This is a genomic window from Micromonospora sp. NBC_01412 (assembly GCF_045040215.1).
In the GTDB taxonomy this organism is placed as follows: Bacteria; Actinomycetota; Actinomycetes; order Mycobacteriales; family Micromonosporaceae; genus Micromonospora; species Micromonospora rubida.
Window position 1 is genome coordinate 6212566 of record NZ_CP109528.1, and the last position, 20627, is coordinate 6233192.

General features: G+C 74.0%; 16 protein-coding genes. 12 read left to right on the forward strand and 4 right to left on the reverse strand.

Going from position 1 to position 20627, the window contains the following annotated elements; translation table 11 throughout:
- Positions 1-21: 21 nt before the first annotated feature.
- The 4 genes from OG617_RS27200 to OG617_RS27215 are packed head-to-tail and all read left to right on the forward strand — an operon-like array spanning position 22 to position 9834.
- On the forward strand, positions 22-975 hold the full coding sequence (locus OG617_RS27200) for a TauD/TfdA family dioxygenase (protein WP_405095792.1): 954 nt from the start codon (positions 22-24) through the stop codon (positions 973-975).
- Positions 975-1163: an MbtH family protein gene (locus tag OG617_RS27205; RefSeq protein ID WP_396678275.1), complete on the forward strand. Its 189-nt coding sequence runs from the start codon at positions 975-977 to the stop codon at positions 1161-1163. Before OG617_RS27200 ends, OG617_RS27205 begins: the two co-directional genes overlap by 1 nt.
- Positions 1160-4279, forward strand: coding sequence for a non-ribosomal peptide synthetase (locus OG617_RS27210; protein ID WP_405095793.1), 3120 nt, complete (start codon positions 1160-1162; stop codon positions 4277-4279). The genes OG617_RS27205 and OG617_RS27210 overlap by 4 nt, the downstream gene beginning before the upstream one ends.
- On the forward strand, positions 4276-9834 hold the full coding sequence (locus tag OG617_RS27215) for an amino acid adenylation domain-containing protein (RefSeq protein ID WP_405095794.1): 5559 nt from the start codon (positions 4276-4278) through the stop codon (positions 9832-9834). The genes OG617_RS27210 and OG617_RS27215 overlap by 4 nt, the downstream gene beginning before the upstream one ends.
- A 121-nt stretch (positions 9835-9955) precedes the next feature.
- On the opposite strand, the gene OG617_RS27220 is transcribed toward OG617_RS27215, so the two are convergent.
- The 3 genes from OG617_RS27220 to OG617_RS27230 all read right to left on the reverse strand — a co-directional run bounded on the left by OG617_RS27220 (position 9956) and on the right by OG617_RS27230 (position 12546).
- Positions 9956-11209, reverse strand: coding sequence for a hypothetical protein (locus OG617_RS27220; protein WP_405095795.1), 1254 nt, complete (start codon positions 11207-11209; stop codon positions 9956-9958).
- A 31-nt stretch (positions 11210-11240) separates the two neighbouring features.
- On the reverse strand, positions 11241-11756 hold the full coding sequence (locus OG617_RS27225; RefSeq protein ID WP_405095796.1) for an NUDIX hydrolase: 516 nt from the start codon (positions 11754-11756) through the stop codon (positions 11241-11243).
- Positions 11757-11943: 187 nt separating this feature from the next.
- Entirely contained in the window at positions 11944-12546 is a 603-nt protein-coding gene (locus OG617_RS27230) for a DUF4291 domain-containing protein (RefSeq protein WP_405095797.1), read from the reverse strand.
- Between the two features lie 124 nt (positions 12547-12670).
- On the opposite strand from OG617_RS27230, the gene OG617_RS27235 reads away from it, so the two are divergent.
- Entirely contained in the window at positions 12671-13162 is a 492-nt protein-coding gene (locus OG617_RS27235) for a type II toxin-antitoxin system PemK/MazF family toxin (protein WP_405095798.1), read from the forward strand.
- Positions 13163-13189: 27 nt separating this feature from the next.
- On the opposite strand, the gene OG617_RS27240 is transcribed toward OG617_RS27235, so the two are convergent.
- Positions 13190-13840, reverse strand: a complete 651-nt coding sequence (locus tag OG617_RS27240; protein WP_405095799.1) for a GGDEF domain-containing protein — start codon at positions 13838-13840, stop codon at positions 13190-13192.
- A 264-nt stretch (positions 13841-14104) separates the two neighbouring features.
- Between OG617_RS27240 and OG617_RS27245 the strand changes: the two genes are divergently transcribed.
- The 7 genes from OG617_RS27245 (at position 14105) to OG617_RS27275 (ending at position 20618) form a co-directional block, all read left to right on the forward strand.
- Positions 14105-14344 (forward strand): DUF397 domain-containing protein, encoded by a 240-nt coding sequence (locus OG617_RS27245; RefSeq protein ID WP_117667803.1) that lies wholly within the window; start codon positions 14105-14107, stop codon positions 14342-14344.
- Positions 14345-14495: 151 nt separating this feature from the next.
- Positions 14496-15377, forward strand: coding sequence for a helix-turn-helix domain-containing protein (locus tag OG617_RS27250; RefSeq protein ID WP_405103972.1), 882 nt, complete (start codon positions 14496-14498; stop codon positions 15375-15377).
- A 107-nt stretch (positions 15378-15484) separates the two neighbouring features.
- Complete coding sequence (locus OG617_RS27255) at positions 15485-16333, forward strand: SAM-dependent methyltransferase (protein WP_405095800.1); 849 nt, start codon at positions 15485-15487, stop codon at positions 16331-16333.
- Between the two features lie 122 nt (positions 16334-16455).
- The gene (locus tag OG617_RS27260) at positions 16456-18210 is read left to right on the forward strand and encodes a protein kinase domain-containing protein (protein WP_405095801.1); all 1755 of its coding nucleotides are present in this window, start codon (positions 16456-16458) and stop codon (positions 18208-18210) included.
- Between the two features lie 183 nt (positions 18211-18393).
- Complete coding sequence (locus OG617_RS27265; RefSeq protein ID WP_405095802.1) at positions 18394-19230, forward strand: DedA family protein; 837 nt, start codon at positions 18394-18396, stop codon at positions 19228-19230.
- A 438-nt stretch (positions 19231-19668) separates the two neighbouring features.
- Positions 19669-20268 (forward strand): hypothetical protein, encoded by a 600-nt coding sequence (locus tag OG617_RS27270; protein ID WP_405095803.1) that lies wholly within the window; start codon positions 19669-19671, stop codon positions 20266-20268.
- 122 nt (positions 20269-20390) lie between these two features.
- Positions 20391-20618: a hypothetical protein gene (locus tag OG617_RS27275; RefSeq protein ID WP_405095804.1), complete on the forward strand. Its 228-nt coding sequence runs from the start codon at positions 20391-20393 to the stop codon at positions 20616-20618.
- Positions 20619-20627: the final 9 nt, after the last annotated feature.

Here is a 20627-nt window from a genome sequence, read left to right on the forward strand (position 1 = left end):
GGAACAAGGGAGCACAGAGCTATGAGCGACACGATCGCCACGCTGCCGGTGGTCGTCGAAAGCGACGGCCGGGCGCTGACCGACCTGATCGACGCCCGCCGGGCCGAGCTGCGGGCCACCCTCGTCGAGCACGGCGGGCTGCTGTTCCGCGGCTTCGACGTCGGCGGCGTCGATGGCTTCGACGCGGTGGTGCGGGCGCTGGCCGGCGAGCCGCTGGTCTACACCGAGCGGTCCTCGCCCCGGCACTCCATCAAGGGCCGGGTCTACACCTCGACCGACTACCCGCCGGACGAGGAAATCTTCCTGCACAACGAGAACTCGTACCAGGCGCGCTGGCCGCTGACCCTGTTCTTCTGGTGTGTCACCCCGCCCGAGACCCTGGGCGCGACCCCGCTGGCCGACGTGCGCCGGGTGTACGAGCTGATCGACCCGGCCGTGCGGGAGGAGTTCGTCCGCCGCCGGTGGATGCTGGTGCGCAACTTCCACGCCGACTTCGGCACCCGCTGGCAGGACGTGTTCAACACCGACGACCGGGCCGAGGTCGAGGCGTACGCGGCGGCCAACCGGATCGCCCTGGAATGGGTCGGCGGGGACGGGCTGCGCACCCGCGCCGTGCGCGACGTGGTGCACCACCGGCCCGGCTCGGACACCCCGCGCTGGTTCAACCACGCCACGTTCTTCCACGTGAGCACGCTGCCGCAGGAGTACCAGGAGGGGTTGCTGGCGATGTTCGGCCCCGACGGGTTGCCGTCGAACACCTACTACGGCGACGGCGGCGAGATCCCTGGCGACGTGCTGGACCACCTGCGGGCCGCGTACCGGGCCGCCAGCGTCCGCTTCGACTACCAGCGCGACGACGTGCTGGTGGTGGACAACATGACCGCCGCGCACGCCCGGGAGCCGTTCACCGGCCCCCGCAGGATCGCCGTCGCGATGGCCGAGCCGCACACCCCCGAGAGCACTGGAGACAACTGATGGCCGAATCACGCTTCCTGGTCGTGCGCAACGACGAGGAGCAGTACTCGATCTGGTCGGCCGACCGTGAGCTCCCCGCGGGCTGGAACGGCACCGGCTTCGCCGGCACCCGCGAGGAGTGCCTGGCGCACATCGACACCGTGTGGACCGACATGCGCCCCCGTTCCGTCCGCGAGGCGTCCTCATGACGCGGGAGTGGACCTTCCCCGCCTCCTTCGCGCAGGAGCGGGTGTGGATGGCCAACCAGCTCGACACCGGCTCGCCGGTCTACAACATCTCCAACCCGTGGGCGTTCCCGGCCGAGCTGGACGCCGACGCGGTCAGCGACGTGTTCAACCAGGTCGTCGCCCGGCACGAGGCGCTGCGCACCCACCTGCGCATGGACGACGGGGCCGTGGTGCAGGTGGTCCGCGCGCACGAGCCGGTCCGGCTGCCGGCCGACGACCTGTCGGGCCTGCCGGAGGCCGAGCGGGTCGCCCGGTACCTGGCGATCCGCGAGGAGCTGGCCCGCACCCCGATCCCGCTGGACGCCCCGCCGCTGTGGCGGGCCCGGCTGGTCAAGGTCAACACGGCGTGGTCGTTGCAGTTCGTGGTGCACCACGCCGTCTACGACGCCCACTCGGCGCTGGTGTTCACCACCGAGCTGGCCGCGTTCATCACCGCCGCGCTCACCGGCGCCCCCGCCGAGGTGCCCGAGCTGCCCATCCAGTACGCCGACTTCGCCGCCTGGCAGCGCGACCAGCTCACCGGCCCGGAACTGGACCGGCAGCTCGCCTTCTGGACCGGCCACCTGGCCGGGGCCCCGGCGGTGACCGGCCTGCCGCTGGACCGGCCCCGCCCGGCCCAGCTCGGCTTCGCCGGCGACGAGGTGCGCTTCGACCTGCCCGACGGGCTGCTCGACTCCGTCGGCCAGCTCGCCGCGGCCTCGGCCGCCACGCCGTACATGGTGCTGCTGGCCGGGTTCGCCGCCCTGTTGTCCCGGATCTCCGGCGACGACACGGTGGTGGTCGGCGTGTCCACCGCAGGCCGGGACACCGACGAGGTGGCCCCGCTGATCGGCATGTTCGTCAACCCGGTGGCGCTGCGCTGCGACCTGACCGGCGACCCCACCGTCGCCGAGCTGCTCGGCCGGGTCCGGGGCGGCCTGATCGACGCGATGGAGCACGGGCAGACGCCGTTCCAGAAGATCGTCGAGGCGGTCGCCCCGCAGCGGGACCCGTCGGTGCAGCCGCTCTTCCAGACCGCGCTGAACTTCATCCCCGACTCCGGCCTGGACCCGGTGCCGCTGGGCACCACCAAGGACGACCTGGCCTTCGACGTCACCGCGGGGGAGAGCCGGCTGGTCTACCGCACCGACCTGTTCGACCGGGCCACCGCCGAGGCGGTCGTCACCCGGTACGTCCGGCTGCTCGCCGCCGCCGTCGCCGACCCGGGCCGGCGGGTGTCCGAGCTTCCGCTGCTCGACGAGGCCGAGCGGCGGCTCGTCCTGGACGCGTGGAACGACACCGCCCACGACCGGCCGGTCACCACGCTGGTCGACGAGGTGCAACGCCAGGTCGCGGCCACCCCGCAGGCCATCGCGCTGGTCTGCGACAGAGCCGAGCTGACGTACGCCGAGTTGAACGCCGCCGCGAACCGGCTGGCCCGGCTGCTGGTCGCCCGAGGGGCCGGCCCGGAGACCCGGGTGGCCCTCGCCCTGCCCCGCTCGGTGGACCTGCTCGTGGCCATCCTCGCGGTGCTCAAGTCCGGCGCGGCGTACGTGCCGGTGGACACCGGCTACCCGGCCGCCCGGATCGGGTACCTGCTGACCGACGCCGAGCCGGCGCTGGTGCTGGCGGTCGCCGACACCGCCGCCGTGGTGCCCGGCGACGCGCTGGTGCTCGACCTGCTCACCGCCTCCGACCTCGACGCGGCGGACCTGACCGACGCCGACCGGGCCGCCCCGCTGCGCCCGGACCACCCGGCCTACGTGCTGTACACCTCCGGCTCCACCGGCCGCCCGAAGGGCGTCGTGGTGGAGCACCGGTCGGTGACCGCGTACCTGGCCTGGGCCCGGCACACCTACCCGGGCCTGGCCGGCACCGCCCTGCTGCACTCGCCGGTGTCGTTCGACCTCACCGTCACCGGGCTGCTCGGGCCGCTCACCGCAGGCGGCACGGTCCGCCTCGCGGCCATCGACGACCCGGCCGCCCGCGCCGGCGGCCGGCCGACCTTCCTCAAGGTCACCCCAAGCCACCTGCCGCTGCTCGACGAGGCGCTGTCGCCGACGGCCGACCTGGTCATCGGCGGCGAGGCGCTCACCGGCGAGCAGCTCGCCGGCTGGCGGGCCGCCCACCCCGAGGTGGCGGTGATCAACGAGTACGGCCCGACCGAGGCCACCGTCGGCTGCGTCGCCGCCCGGATCGCGCCGGGGGCGGAGCTGCCCGCCGGGGCGGTGCCGATCGGCACCCCCACCTGGAACACCCGGGCGCTGCTGCTGGACGCGGCGCTGAACCCGGTTCCGCCGGGCGTGGCCGGCGAGCTGTACGTCGCCGGCGACCAGCTCGCCCGCGGCTACCTGCGCCGCCCCGGCCTGACCGCCGAGCGCTTCCTGCCCTGCCCGTACGGGCAGGCCGGGCAGCGGATGTACCGCACCGGCGACCTGGCCCGGTGGCGGGCCGACGGGACGCTGGAGTACCTGGGCCGCCGCGACGACCAGGTGAAGGTGCGCGGCATGCGCATCGAGCTGGGCGAGATCGAGTCGGCCCTGCTGGCCCGGCCCGGCGTCCGGGAGGCGGCGGTGGTCGTGCGCACCGACTCCGGCGAGCCGACCCTGGTCGGCTACCTGGTCGGCGACGCCGACGAGGCCGCGCTGGCCGCCGACCTGGGCCGGGAGCTGCCGGCGCACCTGGTGCCGGCCGCGTTCGTCCGGTTCGACGCGCTGCCGCTGACCCCGAACGGCAAGCTGGACCGGGCCGCGCTGCCCGCCCCGGCCAGCGGGACGGTCGACGACGCGTACGTCGCCCCGCGCACCGACGCCGAGGCCCTGGTGGCCGAGGTGTACGCCGACATCCTCGGCGTGGAGAAGGTCGGCGCGGCCGACGACTTCTTCGCCCTCGGCGGCAACTCGCTGCGTGGCATGCGGGCGATGGCCCGGATCCGGGCCGAGGTGGACGTCGACCTGCCGATGCGGGCGCTGTTCGGCAGCCCCGTGGTGGCCGACCTGGCCGCCCAGATCGAGAGCCTGATCGCCGCGGAACTCGACGGGCTCTCCGACACCGAGGTCGCCGCGTTGCTGGCGACGGAAGAGGGACGTACCACATGACCGACCTGAAGGATCCGGCCCGGGAAGCGGCCCGGCAAGCGCTGATCGCCAAGCGGCTACGCCGGCGCCAGGCCGCCCCGGCCGCCCGGATCAGCCCCCGGCCCGCCGGCTCCGAGGTGCCGCTGTCGTACGCCCAGGAGCGGGTCTGGTTCATGGACCAGATCGCCCCGGGTGAGGCCGCGTACCACATCGCGGTGCCGCTGCGGGTGCGTGGCCCGCTCGACGTCGCGGCCCTGCGCGGCGCGCTGGCCGGGCTGACGGCCCGGCACGAGTCGCTGCGCACCCGGTTCCCGGCCGACGCCGACGGCCGCCCCACCGTGGTCGTCGAGGACACCGTCGAGGTGCCGCTGACCATCACCGGGGCGGCCGACGAGGCGGCGGCGCAGGCGCTGGTCGACGCCGCCTCGATGGAGCCGTTCGACCTGGCCGCCGGGCCGCTGCTGCGCGCCTTGCTGATCCGGCTGGCCGACGACGACGACAATCCGGCCTCCGCGCCGCAAGACGGCACTCCGGACCGGATGAACCTCGACGACCACGTGCTGTTCCTCGCCCAGCACCACATCGTCGGCGACGGCTGGTCGGTGGACGTGCTGCTGCGCGACCTGATCACCCTCTACCACGGCGGCGAGCCGCCCGCCCTGCCCGTGCAGTACGGCGACTTCGCCGTCTGGGAGGCCGGCGAGCTGGACGGCCCGGCGGCCCGGGGCCACCTGGACTGGTGGAAGTCCCGACTGGCCGGGATCACCCCGCTGGAGCTGCCGCTGGACGCCCCCCGCCCGGCCACCCAGACCTACCGGGGCGACTTCGTCGAGTTCCAGCTCGACCCGGCCGACACCGAGCGGCTCAACGCGCTCACCCGGGCCGGCGGCGGCACGCTGTTCATGACGCTGCTCGCCGCGTACCAGGTGCTGCTGGCCCGGCACGCCGGCCAGGACGACTTCGCCGTCGGCGCGTCGGTGGCCGGCCGCTCCGCCCCGGAGCTGGAGAACGTCGTCGGCATGTTCATCAACATGCTGCCGATGCGCGCCGAGCTGGCCGGTGACCCGACGTTCACCGAGCTGCTGGAGCGCACCCGGCAGGGCGTGCTCGACGGCTTCGAGCACGCCGAGGTGCCGTTCGCGAAGGTGGTCCACGAGCTGGGCCTGCCCCGCGACGTGAGCCGGTCCCCGGTGTTCCAGGCCATGTTCGTGCTCCAGAACTACGAGATGGGCCGGTTCACCGGGGTCTCCGACTCCGCCGACGTGCGCTTCCAGTGGACCCCCATGGAGCTGCGGGCCACCCGGTTCGACTTCGAGCTGCACGCCGTGGAGACCACCGAGGGCCTCTGGGGGAAGCTGGTCTTCAACACCGACCTGTTCACCCGGGAGACCGTCGAGCGGATCGCGCGGCGCTGGACCACCCTGCTGCGGGCGGTAGTCGCCGCCCCGGACACCCCGGTCTCCGCGCTGGAGCTGACCGCACCCGCCGAGCGGGAGCTGCTGGCCGGCTGGAACGACACCACGGCCGACTTCCCGCAGGCGCAGACCCTGCACGGCCCGTTCGAGCAGCGGGCCGCGGCCACCCCGGACGCGGTGGCGCTGACCTTCGAGGACCGCTCGGTGACGTACGCCGAGCTGAACGCCGCCGCGAACCGGGTGGCGCACCGGCTGCGCGCCGCCGGCGTCGGCCCGGAGACCCTCGTCGGGGTGTGCGCGGAGCGCTCGGTGGAGCTGGTCGCCGGGCTGCTCGGCGTGCTCAAGGCCGGCGGCGCCTACCTGCCGCTGGACCCGGAGTACCCGGCCGACCGGCTGTCCTTCATGGTCACCGACGCGGCCGCCGGTGTCGTGCTGGTGCAGGAGCACCTGCGCGACGTGCTGCCCGAGACCGGCGCGACCGTGCTGGCCCTGGACGACGAGTCGGTGTGGGCCGACCAGCCCACCGCCGACCCCGCGCCGACCGCCGGGCCGGGCAACCTGGCGTACGTCATCTACACGTCCGGCTCCACCGGCCGGCCCAAGGGGGTGCCGAACACCCATCGGGGCATCGTCAACCGGCTGGACTGGAAGCAGAAGACGTACCGGCTGGGCGCCGACGACGCGGTGCTCCAGAAGACCCCGGCCAGCTTCGACGTGTCGGTGTGGGAGTTCTTCTGGCCGTTGCGCGAGGGCGCCCGGCTGGTGCTGGCCAGGCCCGGCGGGCAGAAGGACGCCGCGTACCTGCGCGACCTGCTGGTCTCTGAGCGGATCACCACCGCCCACTTCGTCCCGTCGATGCTGACGGTGTTCCTCGGCGAGGACGGGGTCGAGGCGGCGACCGGCCTGCGCCGGGTGATCTGCTCCGGCGAGGAGCTGCCGCTGGTCTCGGCGGTGGAGTTCACCGCCCGGCTGCCCTGGTGCGAGCTGCACAACCTGTACGGCCCCACCGAGGCGGCCATCGACGTCAGCGCCTGGCACTGCGACCCGGCCAAGCTGGCCGGGCTGACCAGCGTGCCGATCGGCGGCCCGATCGCCAACCTGCGGCTGCACGTGCTGGACCCGGCCGGCAACGAGTGCCCGGTCGGCGTCGCGGGCGAGCTGCACATCGGAGGCGTCGGGCTGGCCCGGGGCTACCACCGCCGGCCGGCGCTGACCGCCGAGCGGTTCGTGCCCGACCCGTTCTCGGGTGAGCCGGGCGCCCGGCTGTACCGCACCGGCGACCTGGCCCGCTGGGTGGCCTCGCCGGACGGGTCGGGGGTCGTCGAGTTCCTGGGCCGGATCGACCACCAGGTGAAGTTGCGCGGGCTGCGCATCGAGCTGGGTGAGATCGAGAGCGCCCTGCGCGAGCAGCCCCAGGTGACCGAGGCGGCGGTGATCGTCCGCGAGGACACCCCGGGCGACAAGCGGCTGACCGGGTACGTGGTCGGCGACGCCGAGCACGCCGCGCTGAAGGCCGCGCTGAAGGAGACCCTGCCCGAGTACATGGTGCCGACCGCCCTCGTCACCCTCGACGCGCTGCCGCTGAGCCCCAACGGCAAGCTCGACCGTCGGGCGCTGCCTGCCCCCGTGGTGACCCGCGAGGCGTCGGTGGCGCTGGTCGAGCCGCGCGACGACACCGAGCGGCTGCTGGCCGGGATCTGGTCGGAGGTGCTGGGCGTCGACACGCTCGGCATCGACGACGACTTCTTCGACCTGGGCGGGCACTCGATGCTCGCCACCCAGGTGGTGGCGAAGATCCGCAAGGCCGAGCACGGTGGCCGGGCGGTCGGCGTGATGGACCTGTTCCAGAAGCGGACCATCCGGGAGCTGGCCGCGTTCATGACCGGCGACGCCGCCGACGACGGCCCGCGCCGGCTGCTCTACGAGCTGACCAAGCCGATCCCGGCGGGCAGGCGGGTCCGCACGTACGTCTGCGTCCCGTACGGCGGTGGCAGCGCCATCGTCTACCAGCCCCTGGCCGACGCCCTGCCCGCCGGCAACGCCCTGTACTCGCTGGCCATCCCCGGCCACGACGTCGGGCTCAGCGAGGACGGCCTGCCGTTCGAGGAGCTGACCCGGCGGGTCGCCGACGAGATCGTCGAGCGGATCGAGGGCCCGATCGTGCTGTACGGCCACTGCGGCGTCGGCAGCGCGATCGTCGCCGAGGTGGCCCGCAAGGTCGAGGCGGCCGGCCGGGAGCTGGAGGCGCTCTACATCGGCGCGATGTTCCCCTTCGCCCGCCCGAAGGGCCTCTTCGCCGCCGCCCGCAACCGTCTGGAGCGGCTGCGCAGCAACAAGCACTACGCGAGCTGGCTCAAGTCGATGGGAGTGGACACCGACGAACTGGACCCGGAGCAGGCCGACCGGATCATCAGCAACATGCGGGCCGACTCCCGCGCCTCCGAGGAGTACTTCACCGGCCTGCTGGACTCCGGCGCGACGAAGCTGCGCGCCCCGATCGTCTCGGTGGTCGGCTCCGAGGACCCGGTGACCGACTACTACACCGAGCGGTACGCCGAGTGGGGGTTCCTCTCCGACACCCTCGGGCTGGTCGTCCTCGACCAGGCGGGGCACTTCTTCCTCAAGTACCGGGCCGATGAGCTGGCCGAGATCGTCACGGCGGCACACCCGGCGGTGCTCGCCGGCGACACCACGGCGCTGGAGGCGCCGGCCCGGGGCGAGGACGCCGGCTGGGTGGTCGCCGACCACCAGCGCATCGGCGAGGCCACGGGCTCGGAGAAGGCCGTGGTGAAGCCGAGCATGGGCCGGTTCGTCGCGGTCACCGCCGGCCAGTTCGTCTCCACCACCGGTTCGGCGCTGACCGCGTTCGCCGTGCCGATCTGGCTGTTCACCCGGACCGGCTCGGTGGCCGACCTGGGCATGCTCTGGGCCCTCGCGCTGGTCTGCGGCGTGCTGATGCTGCCGATCGCGGGCGCGATCGTCGACCGGGTCAGCCGCCGGAAGATCATGATGATCGCCAGCTCCAGCGCCGGGATGATCCAGCTCGTGCTGGCCGGCCTGCTCTGGACGGACAACCTGCGGCTGTGGATGATCTACATCCTGGTGGCGCTGAGCCAGGTCGCCGGGTCGTTCCAGCGCATCGCGTTCTCCTCGGCGGTGCCGCAGCTCGTGCCGAAGCGGTACCTCGGCCACGCGATGGGCGTCACCCAGCTCACCAACGGCTCCGCCATGCTGCTGATGCCGGTCTTCGCGGCCGGCCTGCTGGCCGCCATCGGACTCAAGGGCATCCTGCTCATCGACGTGGCCAGCTACGTGGTGGCGGTGCTGACCCTGGCGGTGGTCCGCTTCCCGGACCTGCTCGGCTTCCGGCCCCGGGAGCGGCTGCTGGCGGCGATCGCCAACGGGCTGCGCTACTCGTGGCAGCACCGGGGCTTCCGGCTCATGCTGGGCTACTTCGCGATCGGCAACATCTTCCTGGCCCCGGCCCTGGTGCTGACCACCCCGATGGTGCTCTCCTTCGCCACCGCCACGCAGGTGGCGCAGGTGGCCCTGGCCGAGGCGCTCGGCGCGGTGGCGGGCGGCGTGCTGATGTCGCTGTGGGGCGGCCCGCGCAGCCGGCGGATGATCGGCGTGCTGATCGGCAACCTCGGCACCGCCGTGGGGTGTGTCGTGATCGGCCTCGACGCCTCGGTGACGGTGATCTGCGTCGGGGTGTTCTGGCTGGGCATGTCGATGACCACCGCCCAGTCGATCTACGCCACCATCGTCCAGGTGAAGGTGCCCCAGCGGTACCACGGCCGGGTGTTTAGCCTGAACCAGACCATCTCCTGGTCCACGCTGCCGATCGGCTTCGCGCTGATCGCCCCGGCCGCCACCGCCCTGTTCGAGCCGATGCTCGCCCCCGGCGGGGCCCTCGCCGGCTCGGTGGGCGCGGTGATCGGCACCGGTCCGGGCCGCGGCATGGGCTTCGCGTACGTCTGTTTCGGCGCGGCGCTGGTGCTGGTCACCCTGGGCGGCTTCGCGATCCGGCTGCTGCGGCGCTTCGACATGGAGGTGCCGGACTCGCTGCCGGACGACCTGATCGGCGCCCAGGAGCGCGAGCGGCGGCTGGCCGCCCGGGCCGCCGAGCGGCAGGAGGAGAAGGTGCCGGTCGCGGCGTGACGGCGCCGGCGGCGTCGTGAGCGACGGGTCGGAACCGTGACCCCCGACCGACCGCCGGCCCCGCGCCTGGCCGACCGCCCGGCCGGGTGCCCGGGCTCCGCGTCCGGCCGGGTGTGGGCCCCTACGCCAGGGGCGGGTCGGCGAACTCGGTCTCGGGAACGTCGTCGGGCTCGGCGACCCAGCCGGAGAAGACCGGCACCCCGTGCCACGGGCCCACCCCGCCGCCCCGCCGGTCGGTGGCGACGGCCACCACCGCGTACGGGTGGCCGAAGCGCAGCTCGGCGGTGCGGGCCACCCCCTCCGGGGGCAGGCTCACCACCCCGAACGCCCCGGTCACGGCCGCGGCCTCGAACCCGTTCCGGCTGTACCGGGCGACGACGGCCTGCCGTGCCTCGACCTCGGTGCCCCCGACCAGAGGTGCGAGGACCCGGGCGAGGGCGGAGAACCCGAGCCCCGGCCCGGTCAGGTCGTGCTCGGCGCGGGCCGACCAGCAGGGCAGCGCCGCCGCGTGCCGCTCCTCCCGGCGGTCGCGGGCGTGGGTGCGGACGGTCTCCTCACGCAGCGTCCACAGCGGCGTCGCGCCCAGCGGCAGGTCGAACAGGGATCGCCGGCCGGTGGGCTCGTCGGCGTCGGCGTCGGCCGCGATCCGGTACGCGGCGGCGAGCACGTCGGCGGGGGCGACCTCGGGAGCGGCGGCCACCGACACGACCAGCAGCCCGGCCCCGTCCCCGGGTCCGGCGGCCCCGTTCCCGTCCCCCGGCCCGGCCGCCGCCGTGTGCACGGCGACGTCGCCGGCCTCCGGCGTCGCGGCGATCCACGCCTTGTGCCCGTACGCCGGGGTGCGCAGCACCCGGGTCAGCCGCCCGGCCCAGGGGCTGTCCGGCCCCAGCGCCGCGGCCGGGGCGAGGCCGAACGGGTCGGCCCAGGAGATCCGGGTGGCCACGGCCGAGGCCAGCGCGAGCACGACGCGGGGCGAGAGGGTCAGCGGGAACCTGTCGAGCAGGCCAGCGCTGTGCCTGCGCGCCCAGGCGTCCAGGCCGGCCTGGTCCGGCAGCGGGCCGGTCTCCGTGGCGCGGGGGAGGGTGGCCCGCCAGGCGGCCAGCGCGTCGGTGTCCGCGTCCGGCCGGTGCCAGACGGCGGTGGCGGCCGGTGCCAGCGGGTGCGGGGCGTCGAGCAGCGCGGCGGCGGTCCGCGCCGCCGTCGCCGGGTCGGTGCCCAGCGCGTCGGCGAGGCCGTCGGCGTCGGGGACGGCCGACCCGCACAGCGCGAGCAGCAGCCAGGCGCCCAGCGGGGACGCGACGTGGTGCCGGGCGCCGACCGAGCCGTGCAGCCGGGCGGCGTAGCGGGCCAGCGGGCCGTGGAGGTTCGTCGTCATGGCCTCCACTGTGCCCCGCCCGGGCCGGTTCTCACGAGAACAGCTCGAACGGCTCGTCGATCTCGTCCCCGGCCAGGAAGGCGGTGAGCAGCCCGGGCAGCCGGCCCGGGTAGAACCGCTCCTGGCTGCCGACGACGTCGGCGACCGGCCACCAGCGGAAACCGAAGTAGTCCTCCCGCTCGTAGTCCAGCCGGTCGGTCTCGTCGACGTCCGGGCCGGGGCCGTCCAGCCGTACCGCCACGACGACCTCGTCCTGCACGTGGCGCAGCCGGCGGTGGATGAAGCTGGCCCGCCGCCGCCAGCGCGGCGGACCGATCCGCTCCGGGGTCACCCGGATGCCGGTCTCCTCGCGCAGCTCCCGCACGGCCGTGTCGAGGTACGTCTCGCCGGGGTCGACGCCGCCGCCGGGCAGCTCCCACCAGGTGCCGAGCCGGGGGTGGTCCGGGTCGCGGGTGTGGAACAGCAGCAGCCGCCGGTCGGCGTCGAGCACCACCAGCCGTACCGCGCGCCGCTCGACGACCGGCAGGTCGTCGGGGATACCCGTCACGGTCGCTCCTCCCGTTCGCTGCCTCAGGTGGCCCGGTCGCACCCATGGTGCCCGACGGTGGCGGTGGCCCGCACGTCAGCCGGGGTGCGCGGCGGGCCCGCAGGCCAGCGGCGTGCGCGGCGGCCCGGACGTCAGCCGGGGTGCGCGGCGGGCCCGCAGGCCAGCGGCGTGCGCGGCGGCCCGGACGTCAGCCGGGGTGCGCGGCGATCGCGTCGCCCACGCCGGTCGGCAGCGGGTAGGGGCGCTCCGCGGGCAGCATCGCCTCGGCCGAGGCGTCGTCGCCCGCGTCCAGCCGGGCCCGGATCGCCCGCGCCGTCGCGGTGACGTCGGTGATCCCGACGATCCACTCGTCGACGTACCGCCGGGCGGCCTCGCCGGCCAGGCCCATCTGCAGGGAACGGTGACGCAGCGGCTGCGCCCGCACGGTGCGCTCCGGGTCCCACTGCACCCGGACCGGGCTGGTGCGCAGCCGCTGGGCCCAGCCGTCCCGGTCGGCGTGCAGGGCGGGCTCGTAGCCGCTCAGGCAGGCGTGCGCCAGGGCCCACTCGAACCCGGCGCGGTCGATCTCGACGGCGAGCACCCGCTCCTGGCCCGGCTTCCGGGCCCAACCGCAGCGGTACATCATCCAGCGGAACGACGGCTTGATCCAGGTCATTCGGTCCCGCTTGAACGGGGGCACGAACCGGCCCGCCGCCACCGCCGGCCCGGCGATCTCCGGCGGGTACGCCTGGTACACGGTCAGCGTGTCGGCGGTGTACCGGGCGCGGATCTGGTGCAGGGGGATGGTCACGTCGGCATCGTCGCGGATCAGACCACCCGCCTCCACCGCTTTTCGCCTCCGCCGTTCCTGGCCCCGTTGCTCTTCGCCCGACGCGGGTCGGCGGCGGGCCGGGGGAGGGGTTAGGCTGCCCGCCGTGGCAGGTCTGTTGAGGAGTGTGGCGTCCCGGCTGGGGCGGGTGACCCGCGGGGCCGCCCCGGCGCGCACCCCCGGTCCGATCCCGGCCCAGGTCGCGCGGCGCCGGCAGGTCGCGGCGTTGCAGCGGCGGGAGCTCAGCTACGCCCCGGAGCCCGACGGGCAGGCCGACCCGGGCGAGGTCGTCTGGACCTGGGTCCCCTACGAGGACGACCCCCGGCAGGGCAAGGACCGGCCGGTCCTGGTCGTCGGCCGGAGCAGCCGCACCCTGTTCGGCCTGATGCTGTCCAGCCAGAGCGAGCGGGACGGCCAGCGGCACTGGTTCTCCCTCGGCCCCGGCACCTGGGACCGTGACAACCGGCCGAGCTGGGTACGCCTCGACCGGGTGCTCACCATGCGGGAGGACAGCATCCGGCGCGAGGGCGCGGTGCTGGACCGTCCCCGCTTCGACCGGGTCGGCCAGGCCCTGCGTGCCGGCTACGGCTGGCGCTGACCCCACGCCGCTGCCCGGCTCGGGCGGTCAGCACTCGGCGAGGTGCGCGCTGTCCACGAGTTGCCGGGTGGGACTGGACGCGCCGACGCTCTTGGCCCGGTACATGGCCGCGTCGGCGCGGTCGAGCGCCTCGGTGAGCTGGGCGGGGCCGGTCACCGGGGCCAGGCCGACCGAGGCGGTGACCCGGAGGCTGAGGCCGTCGAGCGGGATGGGCGCGGCGAGCGCCTCGCAGAGCCGGCGGGAGGCGTGCTCGATCCACCGCCGGTCGACCGTCGGGCTGGTCAGCAGGCCGGCGAACTCGTCGCCGCCGAGGCGGGCCACCAGGTTGTCGCCGGCGAACGCGGCCAGCCGCTCGGCCACGCTGATCAGCACCCGGTCCCCGGCGGCGTGCCCGTAGCGGTCGTTGACCTGCTTGAAGTCGTCCAGGTCGAGCACCACCGCGATCAGCGGCTTGCCGGCGGCATCGGTGAGCAGCGCGGCGGCCAGCCGGAAGAAGGCCCGTCGGTTGGGCAGCCCGGTCAGCGGGTCGTGGCTCGCGGCGTGCCGTTCGGCGGCGAGTTCCGCCTGGAGGTGCTCGATCTCGGCCTCGGCCAGCAGGGCACGGCGGCGTAGCTGCCACGCGGACGCGAGGGCCCCGGCGGCCGAGATGCCGGACGCGATGGTCAACGGATCCGGCACGAACCCTCCCCTCGCCGCGTCCGCCCGCCTGCCCTGCCCGGTGCCGGCCGACGCCCTGCCCACCCTCGTTTCCCCTGGTGCGGACCCGATTCGAGTAACCCAAAGTGAACGAATGGGTACACCGCACGTGCGTTATCATGCTCGTTGTCCGGTGCAGATGCAATAGCAGATGCACGTGCAGCAGGATCGTTTTTGACCCCGCACCCTCGCCAGCACCGCTCCTCCCCGCGGCATAGGCAGGCTCTTGAAGAGAAAGACGCCCCCATGCAGCAGCCCCACAACGGCGTTCCCGCCGCGCACCTCCCCCCGCTGAAGTGGCAGAAGAGCCGCCGGAGCAACCCCAGCGGCAACTGCGTCGAGTTGGCCGAACTCCCCGGCGGCGCCGGGATCGCCCTGCGCAACTCGCGTCACCCGGAGGGTCCGGCGCTGATCTACACGGTGGACGAGATCGCCGCCTTCGTGCTCGGCGCCCGGGACGGGGACTTCGACGACCTGATTGCCTGACTCAGCGTCACCGGCCGGCTCCGTCCCGTCGATGGGACCAAAACACCCCTCGGGTGGGTTCACCTCACTGTCGGTCCATGGCATGCTTACACGTCGGCCGGGGTCGGGGCCCGGTTGACGGAGGCTGGCAAGCGGAGGTCGGCACGTGACGATGGTTCCCACGGAAGGTGGCCCGGCCACCGGCCCGACCGTGCTGCGCATGCTGCTCGGCGCCCAACTACGCCGCCTACGCGAGGCCGTCGGGGTGACCAGGGAGGGCGCAGGCTGGGAGATCCGGGCCTCCGAATCGAAGATCAGCCGGATGGAGCTGGGCCGGGTCGGCTTCAAGGAGCGTGACGTCGCCGACCTGCTCAGCCTCTACGGGGTCACCGATCTCGAGGAGCGCGAGGCCCTGCTCAAGCTCGCCCAGGACGCCAACAGCCCGGGCTGGTGGCACCGTTACGGCGACGTGTTGCCGTCCTGGTTCCAGTCCTACCTGGGCCTGGAGGCGGCCGCCGCGCTGATCCGCAGCTACGAGGTCCAGTTCGTGCCCGGCCTGCTCCAGACCCCGGAGTACGCCCGGGCGGTCGTCCTGCTCGGCCACCGCGGCGCCGGCGCGGACGAGATCGGCCGGCGGGTGGGCCTGCGCATGCAGCGCCAGGAGCTGCTGCGCCGCCCGCAGCCGCCCCAGCTGTGGGCGGTGGTCGACGAGGCCGCGCTGCGCCGGCCGATCGGCGGCCCCGAGGTGATGCGCGGCCAGTTCGCAGCCCTGATCGAGGCGACCCGGTCGCCGCACGTGCGGCTGCAGATCATCCCGTTCGACGCGGGTGGGCACGCCGCGGCGGGCGGCGCCTTCACCATCCTGCGCTTCGGCGACCAGGACCTGCCGGACATCGTCTACATCGAACAGCTCACCAGCGCCATCTACCTCGACAAGCGCGAGGATCTCGACTACTACGCGGCGGCCATGGAACGCCTCTGCGTGGAGGCCGAGCCCCCGGAACGAACGCCGGAGCTGCTGGCCCGGCTGCGTGACGAGATCCTCCCGCGGTGACGGTTCCCGGGCGCGTAGCCGGCCCGGGATACCTCTACCATGGTCGGAACCGACGACAGTGGACGGACGTCGGTGCGCTGAGGCCAGTGCAGAGCGATGGAGGAGCCTTGACCACCGACCCCCCCGGTGCCCCGACCGACCCCGTCCACCCCAGCGACCGGATCGACACCTCGGTGGCGCATCCCGCCCGCCGCTACAACTACTGGCTGGGCGGCAAGGACAACTTCCAGGCCGACCGCGACTCGGGTGACGCGATGGCCGCGGCCTTCCCGACCATCCGGGTCACCGCCCTGGAGAATCGCCGCTTCCTCCAGCGGGCGGTGCGCTTTCTGGCCCGCGAGGCCGGCATGCGGCAGTTCCTCGACATCGGCACCGGCATCCCCACCGCCGACAACACCCACGAGGTCGCCCAGGCCGTCGCCCCGCAGACCCGGGTGGTGTATGTCGACAACGACCCCATCGTGCTCGCCCACGCCCGTGCGCTGCTGACCAGCACACCCGAGGGCGCCACCGCCTACATCGACGCCGACCTGCTCGATCCGGAGAGGATCCTCTCCCACCCCGACCTGCGGCGCACCATCGACCTCGGGCAGCCGGTGGCGCTGATGCTGGTGGCGATCCTGCACTTCCTGTCCGACCCGGACGAGCCGTACGCGCTGGTCCGACGGCTGCTGGACGCCCTGCCCCCGGGCAGCTACCTGGCCGCATCGCACGCCACCTACGACCACCTCCCGGCGCAGGTCGCCGAGGACACCAGGGCGGCGACGAGGAACGGGGGCGAGTACGGCGCGATCTACCTGCGCGGCCTGGCCGATTTCACCCGGTTCTTCGACGGCCTGGAGCTGGTCGAGCCGGGCATCGTCTCCGCCGCCGAGTGGCGTGCCGACGCGGAGCCGCAGCCCCGGCCCTCGGCGGTCGACGTCAGCCTCTACGCGGCCGTGGCCCGTAAGCCCTGACCGGCCCCGGCGTGCCCGCCCCGGGCCGCCCGCAAGCGGTACCGTCCATATTCGAACATGCCGGCCCCGGCCGGGCGCCGGGGCTGGTGCCCGCCCCGGCCGGCGGGCAGACTGGACCCATCATGTCGCCGTTCACCCCCGGCCTGCGGCTGCACGACCGGTACGTCCTGCGCGAGCGCATCGGCCTCGGCGGGATGTCCGAGGTGTGGCGTGCCGACGACGAGGTGCTGCACCGTCCCGTCGCGGTCAAGGCGCTCGCGGGACAGCCCGCCGCCGACCCGCAGCTACGCGCCACCATCCAGCGCGAGGCCCGGGCCGCCGCCCGGCTCACCCATCCGCACGTCACCCAGGTGTACGACTACGGCGAGGCGACCCTGGCCGGCGGCACCGTGCTTCCCTACCTCGTGATGGAGCTGGTCGACGGGCACAGCCTGGCCGACCGGCTCACCACCGGCCCGCTGCCCTGGCCGGAGGCCGTCCGGATGGCCGGGCAGGTCGCCGCCGCCCTCGCCGCCGCGCACCGCATCGGCGTGGTGCACCGGGACGTCAAGCCGGGCAACGTCATGCTCACCGGGACCGGCGCCAAGGTGCTCGACTTCGGCATCGCCGCGCTCGCCGGCCCGCGCCACCCGCTCGCCGGCCCGTCCTCCGGTCACAGCGGCGAGCTGATGATGGGCACCCCGGCATACTTCGCGCCCGAGCGGATGGCCCCCGGGCCGCCGGACCCGGCCAGCGACGTCTACGCCCTCGGCGCGGTGCTCTACCGGGCCCTCACCGGTGGCGCCCCGCTGCCCGTGCAGACCTGGGAGGACGCCGTCGAGGTGCACGCCCGGCAGATGCCGGTGCCGCCGTTGCGGGTCACCGGGCTGCCCCCGGACGTCGCCGCGCTCACCCTCGCCTGCCTGGACGCCGACCCGGCCCGCAGACCCACCACCGCCGAGCTGGCCGCCCGGCTCGGTGCGGCACCCCCGGCGGAACCGCCGACCGCGCTCCTGCCCGTCGTGCCGCCGACCGCGTCATACCCGCCGACCCTGATCGACCGGGCCGGCCCACGCGCCACCCGCGTCACCCCCGGCCCGGCGACCAGGCCTCCTCCGCCGCTCTCCGCCTCGCCTTCGCCCGCGTCGCCTTCGCCCGCGTCGCCTTCGCCCGCGTCGCCTTCGCCCGCGTCGCCTTCGGGCGCGCCATGGCCGGGCGCGTCGTGGCCGGCCGCCTCGCCTCTGGCCGCGTCCCCTTCGCCCGCGTCGCCTTCGGGCGCGCCATGGCCGGGCGCGTCGTGGCCGGCCGCCTCGCCTCTGGCCGCGTCCCCTTCGCCCGCCTCGTCTTCGGGCGCGCCATGGCCGGGCGCGTCGCCTTCGCCCGCCTCGCCGGGGCGGTCGCGGCACGGAAATCGATTGCTCGGCGTCCTCGTCGTGGCCGGGGTGGCGCTGCTCGTCGGGCTGGTCGGGCTGTTGGCCCCCGGCGGCGGGTCCCCGGCCCCGCCGGCCGCCGTGCCCGGCGTGACCACTCCGGCCCCCAAGTCGACGTCGGCGCGGGCCGCGGCCCTCGCGCCGACCAGCGCCGCGCCGCGCCCGGCCCCTCCGGCCACCACTCGAAGCCGACCGGCCACCCTGCGCGAGCTGGCCGCCGAGCTCATCGCGGTGGTCGACGAGGCACAGGCTCGCGGCGAGATCGACCGGGAGACCGCCGACGAGCTGCGCGACAAGGCCGAGGCGCTGAACCGGGCCAAGCTCAAGGACCGGGTCAAGCGGGTCCGGGACCTGCTCGAACGGGTCACCGAGGCGGTCGAGCGGGACCGGCTCGGCGCGGCGGTGGCGAACCGACTGCGCGACCTGCTCACCGGGTACGACTACCTGCGCGGCGCCGAGGCGGACTGACCGCCCTCAGCCCAGCGCGACGGTGCCCCCACCGCCCCCGGCCGGCCTTACCACCTGCGCGTAGCACCAGGTTGACGCCCACGGTGCCGCCGGGCAACTGCGCGCCGATCCCGTCCAGGGTGGCCGTGGTGAACAGGTGCACCAGACATGGCGATCGGCGGAGACGGTCATTAGCTTTGTCGGATGATCAGCACGCAGCCGCTCCTGCCGTTCCCCCGTACGGTCGCCGTCGGTCCCGAGCCCGGCTCCGACGGGCCCGTGGGGTTCGTCACGGGCCTGGTCGAACGGCTGGGCGGTCCCGGCGCTGGACTGGCGGTCGCGCTTGAGAACCTCTTCCCGCCCATCCCCAGCGAGGTGATCCTGCCGCTGGCCGGGTTCGCCGCCAGCCAGGGAAGAATGAGCCTGGTCGGGGCGATCGGCTGGACCACCCTCGGCTCCGTGGTCGGTGCCCTCGCGCTGTACGTGATCGGTGCCATGCTGGGCCGGGACCGGATGCGCGCCATCGTCGCGCGACTGCCGCTGGTCAAGCTCGACGACGTCGACCGGACGGAGGCGTGGTTCCTCCGGCACGGGGTCAAGGCGGTGTTCTTCGGCCGGATGATCCCGGTGTTCCGCAGCCTCATCTCGATCCCGGCCGGCGTGGAACGGATGCCGGTGCCGACCTTCCTGCTGTTCACGACCCTGGGCAGCCTGATCTGGAACACGATCTTCGTGATGGCGGGCTACCTGCTGGGGGAGAAGTGGCACGTCGTCGAGGGTTACGTCGGCACGTTCCAGAACGTGGTCATCGTGGTGTGCGCGGTGGCGCTCGGCTGGTTCGTCGTCACCCGGATACGGCGTGCCCGCGCCGCCCGGCGGGTGCCCGTCGACGGGGCCGCCCCGGTCGCCCCGGTCGACGCTGCTGTCCACGCGTCGGACGCGGAGGCGTCGCCGCCGGTCGGGCCGGAGTTCGACGGGGCGCGTGAGTACCGGGGGACCATCTACCGCAGCGGGTCCTGGCGGGGAGGCCCCGATCGCTGAACCCGCTGGCCGCCGCGCCCCCTCCGCCTCGCGCGGTGATCAAGAGGTTTACGTCAGGTTTGCGCCCCGAACCCGACGCAAACTTCTTGATCACCGGGCAAAGGCGGTGCGGGGGTGGGGGGGTTTGGGGGGTCTGGGTGTTTTGGGGTGTGGCCGGGGGCATCCGGTCGGCGGAACATCGGGCGGGACGGGGTCGTTACACATGGCAGACGATCGAGTAGCGCACGCCGCTGCTGAGCTGCCCGGACCCGGTGACCTCCTCACGGAATGCGGGTCAGCCTGCGGTCGTTACACATGGTCCCGCCGCCACGAGCACCCCCCGGTGCAGTGAGCGAGGGGCTTTCCCCCTGAATCTTTTGGGCGCCTCGATGTGGTGCTCACACCTCGCCCCTTCCTCCGGGGCGGTGGTGTGTCGACCCCCGATTGGAGTCACCCCTGATGAATACGATCATGCGTAAGAGCGTTCTCGGTATTGCTGGTCTGGCTTTTGCCGGTGGTTTGGCCGCTGGTCCTCTGCATCACGCCGCCACGGCCCCGACCGTGGAGTCGGCCGCCCCGGTTGTTGTGGCCGTGCAGGCTGACAAGCCGGGTGTGGACAAGGGCAAGCTGATTCCGCACGGTGTGCAGGGCGCGCAGTCCCGCATCGAGTTGGGTGACGAGCAGACCGCCAATGTGAAGGCGATTGTGGCGGCGACGAAGAAGGCCGGCTTGGACGAGCGGGCTGCTGTGATCTCGATCGGGACGTCGCTGCAGGAGTCGAAGTTGGAGAACCTGGGTCACCTGGGTGACCGTAACGATCACGATTCGTTGGGTCTGTTCCAGCAGCGTCCGACCTCCGGGTGGGGTACGCCGGAGCAGATCACCGACCCGGAGTACTCGACCCTGGCGTTCCTGAAGGGGTTGAAGCAGGTTGACGGGTGGCAGGACATGCCGTTGACCGAGGCCGCGCAGACCGTTCAGGTGTCGGCGTACCCGGACGCGTACGCGCAGTGGGAGCAGCAGGCCGCCGACCTCGTCGCCGAGCACTGGAACAGCTGACACTCAGCGCACCACGCACCCAGCACCACCGCACCACCGCTGGCCGGTCCCCGACACCTCGGAGACCGGCCAGCGGCGTCTGCGCGTTCGGGGCCAGCGGTTTCCGGACGCTGACGGTGCGGATGAGCGCCGGTGCCAACCAGCTCCTGGTCCGGGTGCCCGGATCGGTCCCGGCCCGGGTGCGGCTCGGCGCCGGTGCCGGTGCCGGCTCGGTCACCGTGTACGACGGGCACCGCTCCGGGGTGGCCGCCGGCACGCTGGTCGGCTCGCCGCAGTGGGACCGCAGCGTGGACCGGGTGTACGTCGACCTGGTGGCCGGGGCCAACGCGGTGACCGTCGAAGGGGCCTGAGCGTACAGT

Bases quoted from the DNA above. Each gene is read 5' to 3' on its own strand.
- OG617_RS27215 (WP_405095794.1), top strand. From the start codon at position 4,276: ATGACCGACCTGAAGGATCCGGCCCGGGAAGCGGCCCGGCAAGCGCTG.
- OG617_RS27220 (WP_405095795.1), bottom strand. From the start codon at position 11,209: ATGACGACGAACCTCCACGGCCCGCTGGCCCGCTACGCCGCCCGGCTG.
- OG617_RS27265 (WP_405095802.1), top strand. From the start codon at position 18,394: ATGATCAGCACGCAGCCGCTCCTGCCGTTCCCCCGTACGGTCGCCGTC.
- OG617_RS27260 (WP_405095801.1), top strand. From the start codon at position 16,456: ATGTCGCCGTTCACCCCCGGCCTGCGGCTGCACGACCGGTACGTCCTG.
- OG617_RS27275 (WP_405095804.1), top strand. From the start codon at position 20,391: ATGAGCGCCGGTGCCAACCAGCTCCTGGTCCGGGTGCCCGGATCGGTC.
- OG617_RS27270 (WP_405095803.1), top strand. From the start codon at position 19,669: ATGAATACGATCATGCGTAAGAGCGTTCTCGGTATTGCTGGTCTGGCT.
- OG617_RS27200 (WP_405095792.1), top strand. From the start codon at position 22: ATGAGCGACACGATCGCCACGCTGCCGGTGGTCGTCGAAAGCGACGGC.
- OG617_RS27210 (WP_405095793.1), top strand. From the start codon at position 1,160: ATGACGCGGGAGTGGACCTTCCCCGCCTCCTTCGCGCAGGAGCGGGTG.
- OG617_RS27245 (WP_117667803.1), top strand. From the start codon at position 14,105: ATGCAGCAGCCCCACAACGGCGTTCCCGCCGCGCACCTCCCCCCGCTG.
- OG617_RS27205 (WP_396678275.1), top strand. From the start codon at position 975: ATGGCCGAATCACGCTTCCTGGTCGTGCGCAACGACGAGGAGCAGTAC.
- OG617_RS27250 (WP_405103972.1), top strand. From the start codon at position 14,496: ATGGTTCCCACGGAAGGTGGCCCGGCCACCGGCCCGACCGTGCTGCGC.